Source organism: Micromonospora craterilacus, assembly GCF_003236315.1.
Lineage (GTDB): Bacteria > Actinomycetota > Actinomycetes > Mycobacteriales > Micromonosporaceae > Micromonospora > Micromonospora craterilacus.
Genome location: NZ_POTY01000157.1, coordinates 1 through 17,138, shown reverse-complemented (window position 1 = coordinate 17,138; position 17,138 = coordinate 1). Strand labels below are relative to the sequence as shown.

Genomic DNA, 17,138 nt, shown 5'->3' with positions numbered 1-17,138 from the left:
AGCTCGCCCTCGACAAGCCAGCGGCGGGACACCGCGACCAGCTCGTCCGGCAGCCGACCAGACATCCGCAACAGCAACTCGTGAAAGGCAGCGAGCCGCTCAATAGACGTTCCTACGGCCGAGGACATGATCTCACCCTTCCCGGCGGCGACGAGTCGCTTCGCTACCTGCTCGCACGCAGGGCGGACGTTGAGCCGTCTGCCCACTAGACGACGCTGCCGCACCGCCTCCGGTTCAATCCAGGGGCCGTGAATTTGCCCGCCTTTCCACCCACCGACGAACCGTCTCGGAACAGGCCGTTACGGCGTCTCGTCGCGATGGCCAACACCGCTCTACGCGCAGGGGCGGCAGTCGCCGAAATTCACGAATGGCTAGAAACCGATGGCGCGTGAAGAATAATAGCCGCTGAATGTATTAGCAGTAATTGCTCGCTCCGCTCATGCGGGCCTGGCGCCGTCGCCAGGTCGAACGTCCGTGCGAATCGGGGTTACCGATCTCGCGGCCGGTCACGATTAGTCGCCCGCTCAGCCGCGCGCACCGGTAGCGATGTCGGCGGGCTGGAGGGTCTTCAGCTCCTCGACGGAGGGGTCGACGCGGCCGCGCAGCCGGCTGGCCTGGCGGGTGATCGCCTCGTCCATCAGTTGTCGGGCGTACCGGGCGTTGCCGAACGAGCGGCCGCGTGGCACGGCGTCGAAGTGGGTCCGCAGCGCCTCCAGCACCTCCCACGGGCAGTCGTAGCCGTTCGTACCGGCCAGGTTCTGGAAGATCGCGACGAGTTCGTCGGTGGCGTAGTGGGTGAAGTGGATGTGCCGGGTGAACCGCGACTGCAAACCCGCGTTGGTGTCGAGGAAGGTGGCCATCTCCTCGTCGTACCCGGCGACGATCACCACCACCTCGTCGCGGTGGTCCTCCATCAGCTTCACCAACGTGTCGATTGCCTCCCGCCCGAAGTCGTTACGGGCCTCCGGCGGGCTCAGCGTGTACGCCTCGTCGATGAACAGCACCCCGCCGCGGGCCTTGTCGAACGCCTCCCGGGTGCGGTGCGCGGTGTGCCCGATGTACTCGCCGACCAGGTCGGCCCGGGCGACCTCGACCACCTGCCCGCCGCTGATCACACCGAGGGCGGCCAGCAGACGGCCGTAGAGCCGGGCGACGGTGGTCTTGCCGGTGCCCGGCGGCCCGGAGAAGACGAGGTGCCGCGAGATCGCCGGCGCCGGCAGCCCGACCCGGACCCGGGTACGCGCGTTGGCGATCAGGTCGACCAGATCCGATACCTCACGTTTGACCGCGGCCAGACCGATCATGCCGTTCAGGCTGGCGAGCAACGCATCCGTCTCGGAGGCGCGCCCACCGTCGGCGGCCTCGGCCATGGAACCAGAGCCGTTCGCCGCCTGGCCGACGTCCTCCGGGAGCAGCTGCGCCAGCTCGACGCCGTCGCCGGTGCCGACGGTCGAGAGGCGGTACGCCTGCCGGCCGATCATCTCCTCGAAGACCTGCCGGGCGACCCGGGCGTTGCCGAACGACTCGGTCCGCGGCATCCCGTCGAAGAGCTTGGCCAGCGCCGCTCGGGTGTCGTACTCCAAGGAGTAGTGGTGGGTGCTGCACAGCCGCTCGACGATCGTGACCAACTCGTCGGTGCGGTAACTGTCGAACTCGATGGTGCGGGAGAAGCGCGAGGCGAGGCCGGGGTTCCCCGCCATGAACTGCCGCATCTGCGGCGAGTAACCGGCGACCACGACCACCACCTCGTCACGGCGGTCCTCCATCAGCTTCACCAGGGTGTCGACGGCCTCCCGGCCGAAGTCGTGCCCACCGCCGCCGCCGTCGACCGGATTGAGGGTGTACGCCTCGTCGATGAACAGCACACCACCGAGCGCCTCGGTGAACTTCTGGGTGGTCTTGACCGCCGTACCGCCGATGTGTTCGGCGACCAGGTCGGCCCGGGACGCCTCGACCAGTTGACCGGAGGTGAGCACCCCGAGAGCGGTGAGGATCTGGCCGTAGAGCCGCGCGACCGTGGTCTTGCCGGTGCCCGGCGCACCGGCGAAGACGAGGTGCCGCGACATCGGCGGACGCGGCAGGCCTGCCTCGGCCCGCCGCTGGGCGATGCGGTGCAGCCCGACGAGGGTGGCCACCTCCTGTTTGACCGCGGCCAACCCGACCAGCTCGTGCAGTTGGGTGAGCAGCGGTGCCGCCGGGTCGCCGGCGGTCGGAGCGGGAGTAGCGGCGGGCGTCCGGAGCTCGAATTGGGGACTCAGGCCCGCCGGGCCACCGACGCCCGGCCCCGGCATCGGGTCGACGACCGGTGGAGTACCCGCGTCGGATTGCGCAGGCGCGCCAGCACCCGACCGCCGGACCTGCTCCCGGCGGTTGCCGGTGATCGATGCGGTGGAGAGGTCCACCGGTTCGGTGGTCTCCACCAGCACCCCGTCGGTGCCGTTGTCGAAGATCTCCGACTGTGGGAGAGCACCGCGGGAACCGGGCGCGAACCGCACGCCGAGCCCGGCCCCGCCACGGACCCGGCTGCGACGCAGCTTGAGATCGCCGGATGCCTCGACCAGGATGCCGGCCTCGCTGGCGCCGCCAATCTCCGACGAGGTGACGGTCGCCGTCCCGGCCTCGCCGACAATCACGCCGAACCGACCGCCCCGAAGGCGCGATTCGGTCATTGCCAACCGCCCACCGGCGGCGAGTCGTACCCCGGCGACCCCGCACTCGTCGATCGTGGCGTCACGTAGCGCTCCCTGACCGCCGTCGACGCATTGGACGCCGTACTCGGCGCAGCCGCCGATGGCCGTGTCGACCACCGTTGGCGCGGCCTCGGCACGGATGACCAACCCGGTCCGACCGCCGTTGACCGTGCAGCCGGAGAGCGAGCCACGGGCTTCGGCGTCGAACAAGGCGATCACCTCGCCGGTGCCCGTGATTCGGCATTGCCGCAGGGTGGGCCCCGCCGTACCGGCGACCGCGAGGACGGGGCCGGTGCCGGAGAGCTGGCAGTCGGTGAGGCTGCCGCCGCCGGCGTCCACGGCCAGCACCGCGTGCCCGCCCGTGTTGGTGACCCGGCAGCTCTGCAGGCTCGGCGTGGCGTCACCGGCGATCACCACACCGTGTCCGGCGACGGAGTCCACGGTGCAGTCCTCAAAGGACGGCGCTCCGCCCATCGCCACAATCGCCGGGCCCTCGGTGTGGTGGACCGCCGTGCGTCGTACGGTGATTCTGCCGCCCTCCTCGACGGCGACCGCTGGTCCGCCGATCGCGCTGAGGTCGCTGTCGACGAGGCTTCCCAGGCCGTTGCGGGTGGACAGCAGGCCGGGGCCACGAACGTCGGTTATCACACAGTCGACGATCTGAGGATCCGCGTCGGTGGTCACCACCACGCCCGCGCTGCCCACGTCCCGTACCGTCGTGCCACGAATCGTGCCGGTCATCGCCCCTTCAAGTAGCGCGCCCGCGCCGGATTCGTTGCGCAACACGCAGTTCTGAAGGTCCAGGCGGCTGCCGCGGCCGCGAACGTGCAGACCGACCAGACCGTCCGCCCGTACCTCGCAGTCAATCATGCGCAGAAGGCCCCCGATCGCCTGGACGGCGGGGAAGTCGGGACCACCGCCGACCACGACGATGCCGCGCAGGGTGACCGTGCCGGCCCCGACGAAGACGGCGACCGCCTTCGGGGCGCGGAGAGTCACCGTACCCGGGCCGTCCTCGGCGACGAGCGTGACGTCGCCGACGAGGCGCAACTCCTCCTCGTACACCCCGGGCTGGAGCATGACGGTCGTCCCGGCCCCGGCGACGGCCAGGGCATCGCCGATCCGCGGCAGCCCGCCGGGTTCGTTGTGCGACACCGATACGACGGCTTGGTTCATGATCGCCACCCTCCGCTGGTCGGTGCTGCCTGTGCCTGAAACGGGTGCCCCGCTGGATCGAAGCCGAGCGAAATGCCGATGTTGGAGGGTTGCTCCACGTCCGTGTCCCCCTTTCGTCGGGCTGGTCGCGTCGCTCCCCCCTCACGACCGACCTGTCCGGAACGCGGACGTGTCCCGGAGACAACGGCCGGACTGGCCAACCGGTTCATCTGACGCCGCCAGCCAGCTCATCCGTGGCCGTTGAGGGCTGTCCGGTGTCTCGCTGCCGGGTCGGTAGGTAGTGCTCGTTGACTAGGACGATGACATTCATCGAAGGATTCGCCAGCCGTTCCACCTCGAGCGGATTCGGGGTCAGCACCTCGAAGTCGACGTCGAGGTCGCCGCCTCCGTCCTGCGCGAGCCGGCGTCCCCAGCGGAGGAACTGGCCGAGCAGGTTCGTGAAGTTGGCACCCGCCTCGCCGCCGTAGCTGCCGTGGCGGCGCAGCTCGGCCGCGAAGGCAGCCACGTCGAGCTGGTCCGGCGCCGGCTCGGACACCACACCCATTTCTGACAGCGCCAGCTCACGATGTGTGTGAGGCCTGGTTCGCGCCCGCTCGATGAGCAGGGCAAGGAAGTCGCGCAATGCGGGCGCGTCCGCGAGCAGGCCCGGCCGCGCGAGCCCGGCCGCGTCCGCGACCAGGTTGGCTGCGGTACTGACCCGGTGGGCGGAGAGGGTCTCCAGGACCGCGGCGAAGGCGCAGTCGCCGTTCGCGGCGACCCAGCCGACCGACCGACCGTTCGCGCTGAGCCAGTTCTGTTGGCTCGCGTTCGGCGAGTAGAACTGACCGGGTCGGTTGCGCTCCCCCTCGTGCCACCAGTCCGGCGATCTGCCCAGCCGGAGCACCGACGGGCGCGCTGGCTGGTCCTGTTGCTGGTACGTCGTCAGCAGCCCCCGCAAGACACCTATCAGTTCGCTGTTGGCGGTGGGACTCTGCGCCGGCGGTGCCGAGGTGTGCTGCTCGATGACCCGCAGCCGCTCGTCCCGGCGCGGGTGGGCGTCGACGTGCTCGCGTAGCTGCTGCTCCAAGCTCGCGCGTATCCGGTACAGCTCCGACTGCTCGCCGAGGGTCCGGCTCAATCGCCCTTGCGAGGTCTCGGCCGTGGACTGCGCCGTGGTCGCTTCGGGCGGCGAGTCGACCGCCCTCTCGTCGCGCCGTTGACTGACCGGCGACTGCGGCGTTGGCCGACCGACCAGCGACTCACCCGTTGGTATACGCGGCGACCCCGCGGGCGTGGGTGGGGTGGAACTGCTCAGGCTCAGGCTCAGTGGACGCGGTGCGGGCGGCACCGGCGCGGGTGCCTGCTCGACCACCGCTGCCCGCTGCGGCTCGGACTCCCGCTGCGGCTCCTGCTCCTGCTCGGACTCAGGTCCCTGCTCGGACTCCCGCTGCGGCTCACGCACCGGCTCGGGCTCAGGGCCAGGCTCCCTGGGCGGCGCCGAGACGGGTGCCGGGGCGGTCGGCCGATAGTGGCCCTCCTCTCCCACCGCTACCACGGTGAGCCGTGATTCCCTCGTCGGGCCGACACTGGATCCGGAGTCCCTCCCGTCGACATCCGCGATCGACCCGACCCCGTCGGTATCGATGGTCTCCACCCCGATGCCGAGCGTTGCAGCGATGGCCGTGCGCGACGGCAGCGGTGCGTCGTCGGGCAGTCCGCGACGCCGGGCGATCGTCGTGCGAAGGTCGTCGACCGTCGCCTCCCCGACCTGCCGCACCACCGCAGACGGGTTCGGTTGGTTCCGTGCGGTCGTGATCACCGATTCCAGCCAGGCGTCGCGGCCGGTCGTTTGGTCCAGCACCCGCAGTTGGCGCGCGGCGAGAGCCTGTTTCTGGGCATCGGTCAACGGCACCGACGAAGGCGATTCTGTCTCCGACCGGCGCGCCTCGACCAGGGCCTGAACTCTGTCGGAGAGGTTCGCGCCGTCGTAGAGGTTGACCAGTTCCTCTCGGCCGATGCCGAGTTGGGCGGCCTCGTCCCGCAGGGCCTGCGGCAACAGGTTGACGGCCTGTTCCGCAGGCACCGGTCGTACGCTGGTGGCGGCCGGCATCAGCTCCACGTACCAGCCGTCCCGGTCGATGCCATACCGACGGTTGATCGTGTTGCGCTCTCCGAGCAGCCGCAGCTCGATCGGGGCACGCAGTTCCCGCGCGAGCGCCTGGGCCGTGTTGAGCGGGTCGCGGTGCAGCCGAGCCACCAGCGGCGGTTCGAGCCAATGGTCGCGGGGCCGACCCGCGTTGACCTCCTCGACCATCAGCGAGTAGAGGTCCTGTCCGTCCGGTTCCCGGCGGTGCCACTCGTGCACGGCGGCGATCTCCTGTGGCGTCAGGTGCTGCCGCGCCCAGGCATCGAGCACGTCGGCGAGCTGCCGCTCCTGCTCGGCAGCGTGAACCTCGGCGACCAGGACGTCGCCGCTGCCGACCCCCCGCAATCCGCCGGCGACGGCACCGAGGTGATTGCGCATCGCGATGTCGGTGCGACCGGGCGGCACGGCCGTCTCGGTGACCGCGGCCGGTAGCTGGTTAAGCGCCGTGGTCAGGTCGACCAGTGGTGAACCCTGACGACCGATCCGAGGCATGGCCCGGCTCAGTTCGCTGCGGCGCTGCTGGGTGACCATCTCCTCGTAGTCGGCCTTGAACATCACGACATAGACGTCGCCGGTGAACTCGTCGCTGATTCGCCGCCGGCCCTGGGAGGTGGCGCGCAGCTTGTGCTCAATGTGCTTGTTGCCCTCGAGCCAGTACCGCCCGCGCATCCGGACCAACACCGCCGGGCCTTGCTGCTTTACGTGGTTTTCGCGGCGGTACGAGTCGGCGATGGTGTCGCTGTGCGAACGGGGCGCCTGCCGACTGTTGTCGGTGACACCGTCGGTACGGTGCGCGCCGTACGACTCCCCCGGGCTGTTCTCGTCGGCGACCCCGAGCCGGGTCGGCCCGCCCGCCGAGCCGGAGGCCGTCACGTACGGAGTGCTGTGCGTGGTGGTGAAGCTGGTGCCCTGCTGGTACTTCACATACCGTCCGGTTCCGGTGTTCTCCAGGTCGGCGACCGCCACCATTTCCTCGAGCCGGCCATGCAGGCGGATGTCCGCCCTACGACTCGACCGGCCCGGCAGGAACACCCCTTCGGCGATGGACACACCCTCCGGGGCCAACGCCGGAATGAGATTCACGGCAAGCATGTCCCGCGTCGCCAACGCACGCATCGCCGGGCTCGTGTGGTAGTCGCGCCGGTTGGGCCAGCTCGTCTCCCACCAGTGGTTCCACTTGACCGGACGGACGAAGAGCGCGCCGAGCAGATCACGGGTGGCCTCGTGGGCGCCATGCAGTTGCACCGCGTCCACGAAGGCGTCCGGCGGCATCTGCTGCGGATTGATGGTGCCGCGCAGCCCGGTGGGTGGGCTGATCGGGGTGGCCTCGGCGACGCTCTTGGGAACCTTGAGCGTCACGCTCCCGTCGATGTCCGTGGAAGTGGCCTCCAGGATGCGCGGCTGCAAGCCGGTCCGGACGCCCAGCCGGTTGAGCCCGCTGGTTATGAAGTTGGTTGGCGCGCGGCCGCCCATCTTGACCCGGCGCACCTCGACGCTGATCGTGACGTTCGCATCGGCCCGGTAGTGGTTGCCCCAGTCGTAGACGGTCGACTCGTAGCTGAACTGCTCCGTGTTGGTTCGACCACGGGTGACGCCGTCGGCCCAGCGGACACCGGGACCGGCGCCGAGCTTGACCTCGTTGTCCGAGCGCTGTTGTTCCAGGGAGGGCGGGGGCTCCGGCCGGTCGTCGACGGTGCCGCTGAGGCCGAGCCCGGTACTGCGGGTGAACTGGCCCCGGCTGCTCTCCTGCTGCTCGACGTAGCGGTGCCGATACGTCTCGAGTCCGCTCTCGGGCACATAGTCGCGGTACTCGGGCGTGCTGGTGAGCCGAGCGGTGACCTTGACCTCGATCATGTCCTGGGCGACCCAGGCGTGCGGATTGGCGAAGGTGAGGGTGACCCCTTCGGGGTCGAGCATCTGCTCCAACAGTGGCTTGGCGCGGCCCCCGTCGAAAATCGACTGGATGGCGTCGATGCCACCCTGCAGCCGGCCGACGAACGGCTGGACCTGTGCGGCGCGGTGCCACCACCGGCGAAGCTCGGTATCCCCCATCCTCGGCAGATCGTCGTGGATCTTGCCGAGCAGGCCGGGCTCGAACGCCTCGACCGCATCGGTGATCACATCCGACAGTTCCCTGCCCTCGTTGAGCGTGATGGTATGCACGCCGGTGTGGCCGAGTGAGATCTGTCCGGTGCCGGGCCGCAGGTAGTCGGGCACCACGAGGCGACGGGCCGCGGTCGCCGGGTCACGTTCCAGCGGCATCCCGAAGGCGGAACGGAAATCGTTGGCGACCGCCGGCGGAACCTCCAGATCGGACCAGGCGTAGCTGCGGGCAAGGTCCCGGGCAGCGTCGGCCCGTAGTCCCGCCAACACGTCACGGTCGGGTGCGGCGCTGTTCCACTGGGTCAGGACGCGGGCCATCAGCCGATGCGAGAGCTTCAACTCGCCGCTGCTCCAACGGGTCAGCACGTCGAGCAGTTGTTCGGTGTCGATCGGCACCTCCCCGTTGGCGTAGTGCTCCAGGGCGTCCGGCTCGGAGAGCACGTAGATCATCGGCTCCGCCTCGACCCGCTCCTCCCTCGGCACGTAGTCGCTGTTCGGAAAGAGCTTCGCCCGCTTGGTCTTGCCGGTCACGAGGGAGTACTCGATCGGGGCGCGGAACGCGTACGCCCGATGGAAGTTGAGCTCCAGGAGCTCCCGGCCGCCGGTTTGCTTGGCGGCCCGGCCCCGCTCTCGTCCCCACCGCATGCCGTGGCCCGTCGAGCCGCTGAGCCCGACCACGTGCGAACTCCCCGGGTCTCCACCCGCCGCCACGTCCAGCGGGGTGACCCCGCTGCCGTAGCTGCGGCTCGACGAGGTGCCCGCCTGGGTCAGCGACAGCTTGATCAGCCCCAGCACGTACGGGTCGTTGGTTGCTCCGACGAACTCCGACGCGCCCAGCTCCGCGCCGACCGACAGGGTCCGGTACTTGTCCCGCCAGAACTGCCCCTCGAACAGCGCGTCGGTGGTGTACCGGCCCCCGAGGATCTCCGGCAGGTGGGAGAGCACTTGGGTGTGGTCGAGGAAGGTCGAGACCTCCTCGTCGGCCGAGCCGCCAGGGTGGGCCATCGCCCCGACCGCCTCCCGGCCTCTGGGGATCAGGCCCGTGGAGTCGAGGTAGCTGACTGCGGCATGTTCGAGCACCGAGGCCGGTGTCTGCGACACGTTGGGCAGGGTCCGGCCCTGACCTCGGTCGTGCGTGGCCTTCGAGTTGAATGCCGGCACCACCCGCGCCAAGGCGGTGCTGCGCAGTCGCGGCCCGACGTAAGAGGGCCGGGCCCACATCGCCATCCGCCGCCAGGACCAGGTCCGTCCGTAGTCAATGGTGACCTGGTAGTCGCTGGTGGTTTCGAACTCGGTCAACTCACCCTGGTACTCCATCAACCGTGGCATGTTGCTGACGTGGTTGACCGACTGGTTGCCGGAGACACCCCGGTCGAACTCGACCCCCAAGCCGGCGCCCTGAAGCTCCGTGTTCCGCTCGGTAGGTGTGAAGCGCGACCTCACCCCGGCGGTGATCCGGCTTCCGCCGCCCGCCGAGGAGCCGGCCGAGTCCAACCCCATCTCCAGGTTGACGATCTGCTTGTCCTTGGTCAGCCGAGGATTGGACGTCGGATCCTGGGCCTGGCCAAGCATGCCGTAGGCGTCGAAATCCTGCGGCGGCCCGGCCTTGATCGTCACCCGGGCCGTCCGTACCCGATAGAAGGTGAACCATCCGCTGTGCCGCTTACGCAAGGTGATCGGAAGGCCGTCCTGGTGGATGCCGTCGTAGTTGGATTCCAGGCCGGCGTTGGAGAGCAGCTTCCGCAGCAGCGCCCCGTTTCTGACCTGGCTGTCGCGCGTTCTGCTCCACCTCGATCGTGACTCGAACGGCTGGTTGGGGTCGACCACCAGATAGCCGTGCCTGTCCAGTTCCCGCTCGATCTGGTCGACGAGGTGATCGACGAGCTGCGGATCGACCTCGACGATCCCCTTGCCGATACCACGTCCTTCGCGGGCGTGGTGGGGCACCGCGGCGGGCTCCTTCGCTGTGAAGGCCGTCGGCGGCACGGTTGGCGCAACGATGCCGGGAGGGGGTGGCCGCTCGATGCCATGCGATACCGCGTCCCCGGTGGGAACGCGAACCATCGCGCGGCCGAGAACCGTGCGCGGATCGTGCGGTGGGCGGTGCGCCCCTTGCAGATTGCTGCGCAGCCGAACCTTCCAGGACGTGCCCGGGCGGTGTCGGCGCAGCACGTTGCGGCGGCGGCGCACGTGCACGACCGCCTGGTGGTCGAAATCCATTTTGTACGCGGTGGTGAATCCGGCGTATCGCGACACCAGCACCCACAGCCCGAGCCGGCCGGAGTTGTTGCTGTCCCGGTTGCTCCACCCGAAGCGAACGAACGGCGCCCTGACCGAGGCCCTGAGCCCGGGCGCCTCGGCGAGGACGAAGTCGGTGCTCGCCTCGACGCTGGTGTCGTTGCTGACCGTCTGCCCCGAGACGGTCCCGCTGATCGCCGTCCGTACCTCCTCGAGGTGCCCCTTGTCGTGCGGCGCGCTGACCGCCTCGCCGTACCCCCGACGCCGGCTGCGGATGCGGACGTCGGCGATGATGCGATCGTCTTCCAGCACGGTGAACTGGTAGCCCCGGCTCCGGTTGACCGCCTTGTCGAGGTGGGTGTCCAAGTTGGACACGCGATGCCAGACGTTGGCTCGGATCGGGTGACCGAGTGGGATCTGGCCGCGGACCGCCTCCATCTGCCGGATGATGTCGTCGGCCAGCAGTCGCGTGCCGGTGAGACCGGAGGCGTAGAAGATGTTGGGTAGGCGGTTTCCGGCATCGGCGGGGGTCCGCTGCCAAGAACCCGCCGCCGCCGCGATCTGGCCGGCCAGCCCGGGTTCACCGCGGCTGAGGTAGTTCTCCGGCAGCGTGACGGTCAACCGCTCGGCCGCGTCAACTCGCTCGGTGGGGATGCTGTCCCAGGTCTGCTCCGATCGGGTGCGGACCTGGAGGTCGTAGCTGGCGGCAGCCGAGAAGAGCCGCGACGGCGACCGGGTGTCTTCCACCCGCCCCACCTCCGCGTCGCGCACCGTACCGGTGGAACGCGAGATCAGGTTGCTCATGAACCTCATGGCGACGCCCACCCGCACCGCGAGCAATCCGACCGGCGAGACACCGAACGAGGCTCCGAGCGAGACGCCACCGCTCGCGAACTGCGTGGGAGAGCCACGGCTCTCACTGTGAGCGCCCACCTGGAAGGTGCCGTGGATCGTCTCGGTCACCTTCACCTGGGCGGTCCGGCTCGTCGGGTCCGGTGTGCCCGACAGCGCCGGGGCAACCTCCGGACGCGGATCGGTCGGATCGAGGTGGACGAGCACCTCGACGTTGCCGAGGAAGAGCATCATCCCGTCGCCGACCAGGTGCCGGTAGTTGTTGATCAGCAGCCCGGGAAGCTGGTCCCACACCGGCGCGTCCCGCGGGACGTTGTTCTCGTCGCCGATTTCCCGCAACCGTCCGATCAGGCGCTCCAGATCGGGCAGCGTGTGGGCGGGCAGGGCCGCGGCGAATGCGATCGAGTCGAGGTCGCCGTTCTCCAGCGGGTACCGAGCGGTGGTGGGGTTGAAGGCGGGGTTGGCCACCGCCCGTGCGTCCTGCCAGGTGCCGTCGATACTGAGGTCGATCGTCACCGCCCGATTGACCCCGTCGCCGGTGACTCCCTCCGCCGGCATGTTGCCCCGGGTCTGCTGCCGGAACATGATGATCGGTGCCCGCCCACCGAGGCGCTGGAGCAGTTCAGCCCGCACCAACGGTTCGATCAGCCGGGTGGCCGTCGCCGCCCGCCGGCGGCCCATGTCGAACGGGGCGTTCCAGCGACGCCTGGTGTTACCGCCGCCCTCGACCGTGACGTTGATCGCGGCACCGTCGATGGGCCGGCCAGCCGCCAACCGCTCGATCCGGTCGGCGATGGTGCCAGCCACCGTCTCCAGGCCCTGACCGGGAGCGAGGGTCCGGTACCTGCCGGTGGCGAAGTGGACGGCAGCCCGCGGCTGATTCAACGCACTCAGTTCCACCGGCGCCGGCACCGGCTGCGGGGGCAGCACCGTCTGGTACACCGGAGGCGGAGCGGCCGCCTCGATATGGGCGTGGAACTCGGCGCTTCCCGTACCGTCCTGAACCCGGCGGAACAACCTGATCGGGGCGTCCGTCGTTGCGCCACGGCCCAGCAGTGTGGCAGCCGCGCCGTCGTCGACCACGACCGGCCGATTCAGCAGCGCGCCGACGAGCATCGGCCCGGCGAGGGAGTGGTCGTGCGCGATGTCGGCGGCCAACAGGTTCCGCAGCGCCCGCCGCAGTGTGGCGTTGTCACCGAATTGAGCGGTACGCAGAGCGGGGCTGTCCACCCGTCGCAACGCCGCGAGGTCTGCGGGGCGCAGCCGGTCGATCCGAGCCGAGAGGTCGCGGCGTAGGTCACCGACCGCGTGGGTGAGCGCGCTGGTGCTCACCGTACGCAAGCCCCGCTCGCGCCAGGTGCGCAGGTTCCTCAGCTCGACGAGCGCCTCCGGGCTCCACCGCACCTGAGACACCGCCGCGTCGAGATCCCCGTACAGCACCGCAGCCAGCAGATGGTTGCCGTCACCGAGCAGAAACGCCCGGTCCTGCGTGCGCAATCTCTCCGTGGTCTCCGTGGTCGTGGTGACATCGTCCCTCGGCGGCCCGCCGGCGAACTCCGGCCGGATCGGCTCGGCGCCGTCCCGGCCGCCTCCCCGCCCGTCGCCTCGTCCGCCGCCTCGACCTTCGTCCCGGCCGCCGTCTCGCCCATCTTCCTGACCGTCCTCCTGGCCGCCCTCGCGACCGTCCTCCCGACCGCCGTCGAGTCCGTCTTCCGGACCGCCGTCCCTACTGCCCTCCCGGCCGTTGTCCTGGCCGCTGTCTCGTTCGTCGTGCCCGACGTCTCGCCCGTCGTCCTCGGGCCGGCTCGGCTGTTCGGGGCGGGGTTGCGAGCCCGAGGTGGCGGTCCCACTCCCGTCATCGGGACGGGCCTGCAACGTGGAACTGCTGGCACCGAGGGACTCCGTTCGGGGATCGTCGGGCCGCGTCGAGAGCTGGTTCGCCTCTTGCGGCAGCGTCCGCTCGGGGTTGTTCTCAGCGGTCGGGGTAGCGGTGCCGATCGCCTGTTCCGGAACACTCGACTCGCCGGCCGGCCGGCCGTGTAGCGGCTGAAGCTCGAAATCCCCGGCCGTCGGCGACTCGGCCCGCTCCGTGTTCGGTTGGCCGGAGAGGCCGGCCGCCGCCCGAGCGCCGGTGGGCGCGTCGAGTAGGCCCGCCACCGTGAGATCACGCGGCTGCAGGGTGAGATCGACCGATCCGCCGTCGGGCCCGAGGACCAGCATCCTGGTGTCGGGCGAGCGGAGTTGCTGTGCCCAGAACTTCGTGTCAGGAGTGACGGTTCGGGCGTCGTGGCCGAACAGCCCCGGCTGCTGGGGATCCACCCACCGGGGTACCACCTGCCCGTCACGGCCGTCGGCGACCAACCAGAAGACGTGCGAACGGTCCCTGCGGGGACGCGCGACCACCAGCGCCATGGCTCCCGGGGTGCCGGCGAGGTAGTTGAGCACGGCATCGCCGTCGTTGGTGGTCGGCGTCTGCCCACCGAGGGTACGAACCAGTTCGGCGGCGTCGATGGCACTGGTGCCCTCGGACAGGGTTTCCGCCACCCCGTACCCGGCGGTCAGGTTCTGGGCCAGCGGATTGGACCGACGGCCGTGCATCTCGGCGAAGACGTCCCAGGCCAGCGGCACACAGTCGGTGGCGGGATCGCCGGACAGGCTGGCCTCTCTGCTGGTCGTCCGATCGAGCCACCGCTCCAGGCCGGCGACCTTCCCGTCGGGCTCGGTCGGCACCTGGCGATCCCACGGGTGGAGCCGCCCGTTCCCGGCCCCATCCAGCAGTGACCGGGACAGAGTGACCGGACCCGACTGGGACGTTGAGGTCGGCGTGGGCACGCCGGACGGGCTCTGGCTGGTACCGCTGGCCGCGCTCGGCGTCCCGGTCGCCGTGCCGGTCGGAATGACACTCGGCGTCTCACCCGGCGTGCCAGTCGCCGTCCCGTTCGGGGTGCCGGTTGGCGTGCCAGTCGGCGTCCCGTTCGGCGTCCCAGTCGGCGTGCCAGACGGGGTGCCGGTCGGCGTGCCAGACGGAATGGCACTCGGCGTCTCACCTAGAGTGCCAGTCGGCGTGCCTGCCGGCGTCCCGCTCGGAGCGCCAGCCGGCGTGCCTGCCGGCGTCCCACTCGGAGTGCCAGCCGGCGTCTCACCCGGGATGCCACTCGGCGTCTCACCCGGAGCGCCAGTCGGGGTGCCAGCCGGCGTACCCGTCGGAGTGCCGGTCGGCGTGCCGCTCGTGACCGAGTTCGGGTCTGGCGTGGCGACACCGCCGGCCGGCGGACGGAGGCCGCCGGAGGCGTCCAGGTCCACTCCGGATCGTGGGGGCTGCTGCTCGCCGCCGTCCCGCGCGTCGCCGGACTCCTCGGCTCCGGCCTGCCCGGCTCCGTAACCCTCTCCACCGGACGTCCCGGTAGGCGTGCCGCCCAGGGTGTCGTCGCCGGACCCGGATCTGTCGGAGCCGGTGCCGCCGGTGCCGAGGCCGGTGCCCGTGCCAGTCCCGCGACCGACGCCGGTCGTGGGATCGGCACCGCCTCCGCCCGAGGCACCGTTCCCACCGGAGGCACCGTTTCCACCCGAGACACCGGATACACCGGCAGGGTCGCGGCCGACCCCCTCGTCCTCGCCCTCGGCGCCGCCAAGGCCGGTCGAGCCGCTCGGCACGGGCGGCGGCGTCAGCTCCGGCGGGGTGTTCGAGGCGGACTCGTCGGTTCCGTCGCCGCCGGTGCTGCCGGCCGTGCCGCCCGGGTTGTTGAGCCGCTGGTTGAGGGCGGCCCCGCCCGCCGCGCCGCCGATGTCGAGGGTGGCGCCGATCGCCCCTGACGTCGCGATTCCGCCGTGCACGTTGAAGCCCTGACCGTTGGCCGCCGAGACGGTGCCCTCGACGACGACCTCGGTGATGATGGCGGCGCCAACCTCGCCGACGAATCCGGGCGCGTTGTCGCGTATGCGCTGGCCGAGGCCGGGAGTGGTGTGGGCGACGGCACCAGGGTACGGTCCGGCGTGGCGCGGCCCAACGCGTCCAGGTTGTCCGGGCGCAGGCCGCGCGGCAGATTGATCCTGGTGAGGACGCTGCCGATTCCGGCGAAGGCGGGGCCAAGGGCCAGGATGACCGCTCCACCGATCGAGCCGTCTCGGACTGCCTGCCAGAACTGCCTCGAGTCGAACTGGTCGCGGGTGCCCAACCTCATCTGAATCCGCTGGATGATGCCGTCGAGGAAGGCCTCCATCAGGGCCTCGCTACCGACGACCAGCACCGCCGCCATCAACAGCCGGGTGAAGAGCGTCCGGATGAGGAAGCGGAACACCGCGACCCGGGCCGCCAGCCAGGCCATCGCGGCGCCCGGATTGCCGAACGCGAAGGCGAACGCCAGGACGAACGAGGCGAACATCTCGATCGTCGACGCCAGGATCATCATCTTCTGGTACTGGATCTGGGTGCCCGCGTCGCGGGTGTTCCGGCCCATCGAACGGAGGTGCTGGGCCGCACCGGTCACGTAGCCCGGGTCGCGTACATAGTCGTTGACACTGTTCAGGAACGCCTCGAAAGAGTTGCCGCCGACACCCTCTCGGATTCGACGCACGGCCGTGGCCAGGTGCGGCCGGGACTCGTCGACGCCGTTACCGGCGGCGTCCAGCGCGCTGGCGACCGCGAAGAGCCGATCCTCGTTGGTTCCGGGAAACCTCTCGCCGGTCACCCAGTAGAGGAATTCGGCGAGCCGATCGGAGATCTCAATGGCCACGGGCGTGTCCTTCGTCGGTGCGGGTCAGGCGGTGCGCGACGTCGAGCCGAAGTTCGCCACGTCGGTGTTGAGAACCTCGACCTGGTCGAGCAGCTGCCCCAGGACCTGGACCTGGTTCGCGTCGCCATGGGAGAGATCCCGCAGCCCGAGCAGAATCATCCGCACCTGCTCGATCTGGGCGGCGATACCGTCGACCAGGGTTCGGTCGGACTCGTCCCGGATGAAGTTGGCCACCGGCAGGTTGCCCGCAAGGGCGGACTCCAAGCTGTCGATGACACCCCGCATGTGGTCGACGAAGGCGGCGAACGCGTCGGCACGCAGCAGGTCGGTGTCCGCGTACAGTGGCACGTCCTCACCCCCGTCCGGTGCTCGGCGGGCCCGGCTGGTCGCGGATCAGCCGCATCCCCTCGTTGATCATCTGGTCGATGTCGGTGGTGCCGTTGATCAGATCGGCGATCGGCATCGAATCGGGGAGCAGTGCCGAGAACATCGAGGCCAGCTCGTCGGTCGCCCGCTGCCGGGCCTCCGCGATCGTCTCGATGAGCAGTGCGCCGAGTTCGGGCCCCGCCATCGACCGGTAGGCGCGGGTGGGAAACGTGATGTCGACAACCGTGCCGCTTGCGTCGACGACCACGACGAGCGCCCGGTTCGGCGCGGTCACGGTCACCCTGCGGTCCGACATGTCCCGCTGCACCTGGGCTATCGCCTCCTGGCTGCGTTCAAGCTCGGCGTACGCCCGCTCGATCTCCTCATGCCACGATGTCGACATGCCTGCCTGCCTTTCTCTGTGTCACCGAGTTCATCGGGTGCCGCGCCCACGGGCCGGCTCGTAGGTCGGCTGCCCCGGGCGGGGCGTTGCGCTTGGCCGCCGGGTAGGTTGGCCAACGGTCTCGGGCTGGTAGTCCTCTCGGCCAATGACCGCCGCTGTGACGTCCGGTTCGGTGCCCCAGACATCCTCTTCCTCGGCCAGCCAGGTGGTGCGCTCGCGCTCCTTCTCGCTATCCCGACCACCCGGGCTGCCCATGCCACCCATCGGCGGCATGAACGGCATGCCACCCGTGCCCATCGCGCCGGGCAGGCCACCGGTGTTGTGCCCGCCGGCGGCCTGCGCCCCGCCGGCTACCACTTCGGCAGGGAAGTCAAGCGGAGAGGGAATGTGACCGGCCGGCGGCGTGCCGAGCGGCCCGAGCGCGAAGCCGGCCGGTCGGTCCGGCGTGAGGC

General features: G+C 70.2%; 5 protein-coding genes and 1 pseudogene. All 6 read right to left on the bottom strand.

Going from position 1 to position 17,138, the window contains the following annotated elements:
* Nucleotides 1–524 precede the first annotated feature (524 nt).
* Nucleotides 525–3,866 carry an AAA family ATPase gene (locus tag C1I95_RS22430; RefSeq protein ID WP_111216329.1) on the bottom strand — a complete coding sequence of 1,114 codons (3,342 nt, stop codon included), beginning with the start codon at nt 3,864–3,866 and terminating at the stop codon, nt 525–527.
* Nucleotides 3,867–4,071: 205 nt separating this feature from the next.
* Complete coding sequence (locus C1I95_RS22425; protein ID WP_146605794.1) at nt 4,072–13,914, bottom strand: hypothetical protein; 9,843 nt, start codon at nt 13,912–13,914, stop codon at nt 4,072–4,074.
* Nucleotides 13,915–14,849: 935 nt separating this feature from the next.
* Nucleotides 14,850–15,917 carry a WXG100-like domain-containing protein gene (locus tag C1I95_RS34850; protein ID WP_146605793.1) on the bottom strand — a complete coding sequence of 356 codons (1,068 nt, stop codon included), beginning with the start codon at nt 15,915–15,917 and terminating at the stop codon, nt 14,850–14,852.
* A 24-nt stretch (nt 15,918–15,941) separates the two neighbouring features.
* Nucleotides 15,942–16,265, bottom strand: coding sequence for a hypothetical protein (locus C1I95_RS22420; RefSeq protein WP_111216325.1), 324 nt, complete (start codon nt 16,263–16,265; stop codon nt 15,942–15,944).
* 4 nt (nt 16,266–16,269) lie between these two features.
* Nucleotides 16,270–16,686, bottom strand: coding sequence for a YbaB/EbfC family nucleoid-associated protein (locus C1I95_RS22415; RefSeq protein ID WP_111216323.1), 417 nt, complete (start codon nt 16,684–16,686; stop codon nt 16,270–16,272).
* Nucleotides 16,687–16,716: 30 nt separating this feature from the next.
* Nucleotides 16,717–17,138: pseudogene (locus tag C1I95_RS35350) on the bottom strand (hypothetical protein); the annotation flags it as partial.

Coding starts and splice junctions, on each gene's coding strand:
- C1I95_RS22430 (WP_111216329.1), bottom strand. CDS start 3,866: ATGAACCAAGCCGTCGTATCGGTGTCGCACAACGAACCCGGCGGGCTG.
- C1I95_RS22415 (WP_111216323.1), bottom strand. CDS start 16,686: ATGTCGACATCGTGGCATGAGGAGATCGAGCGGGCGTACGCCGAGCTT.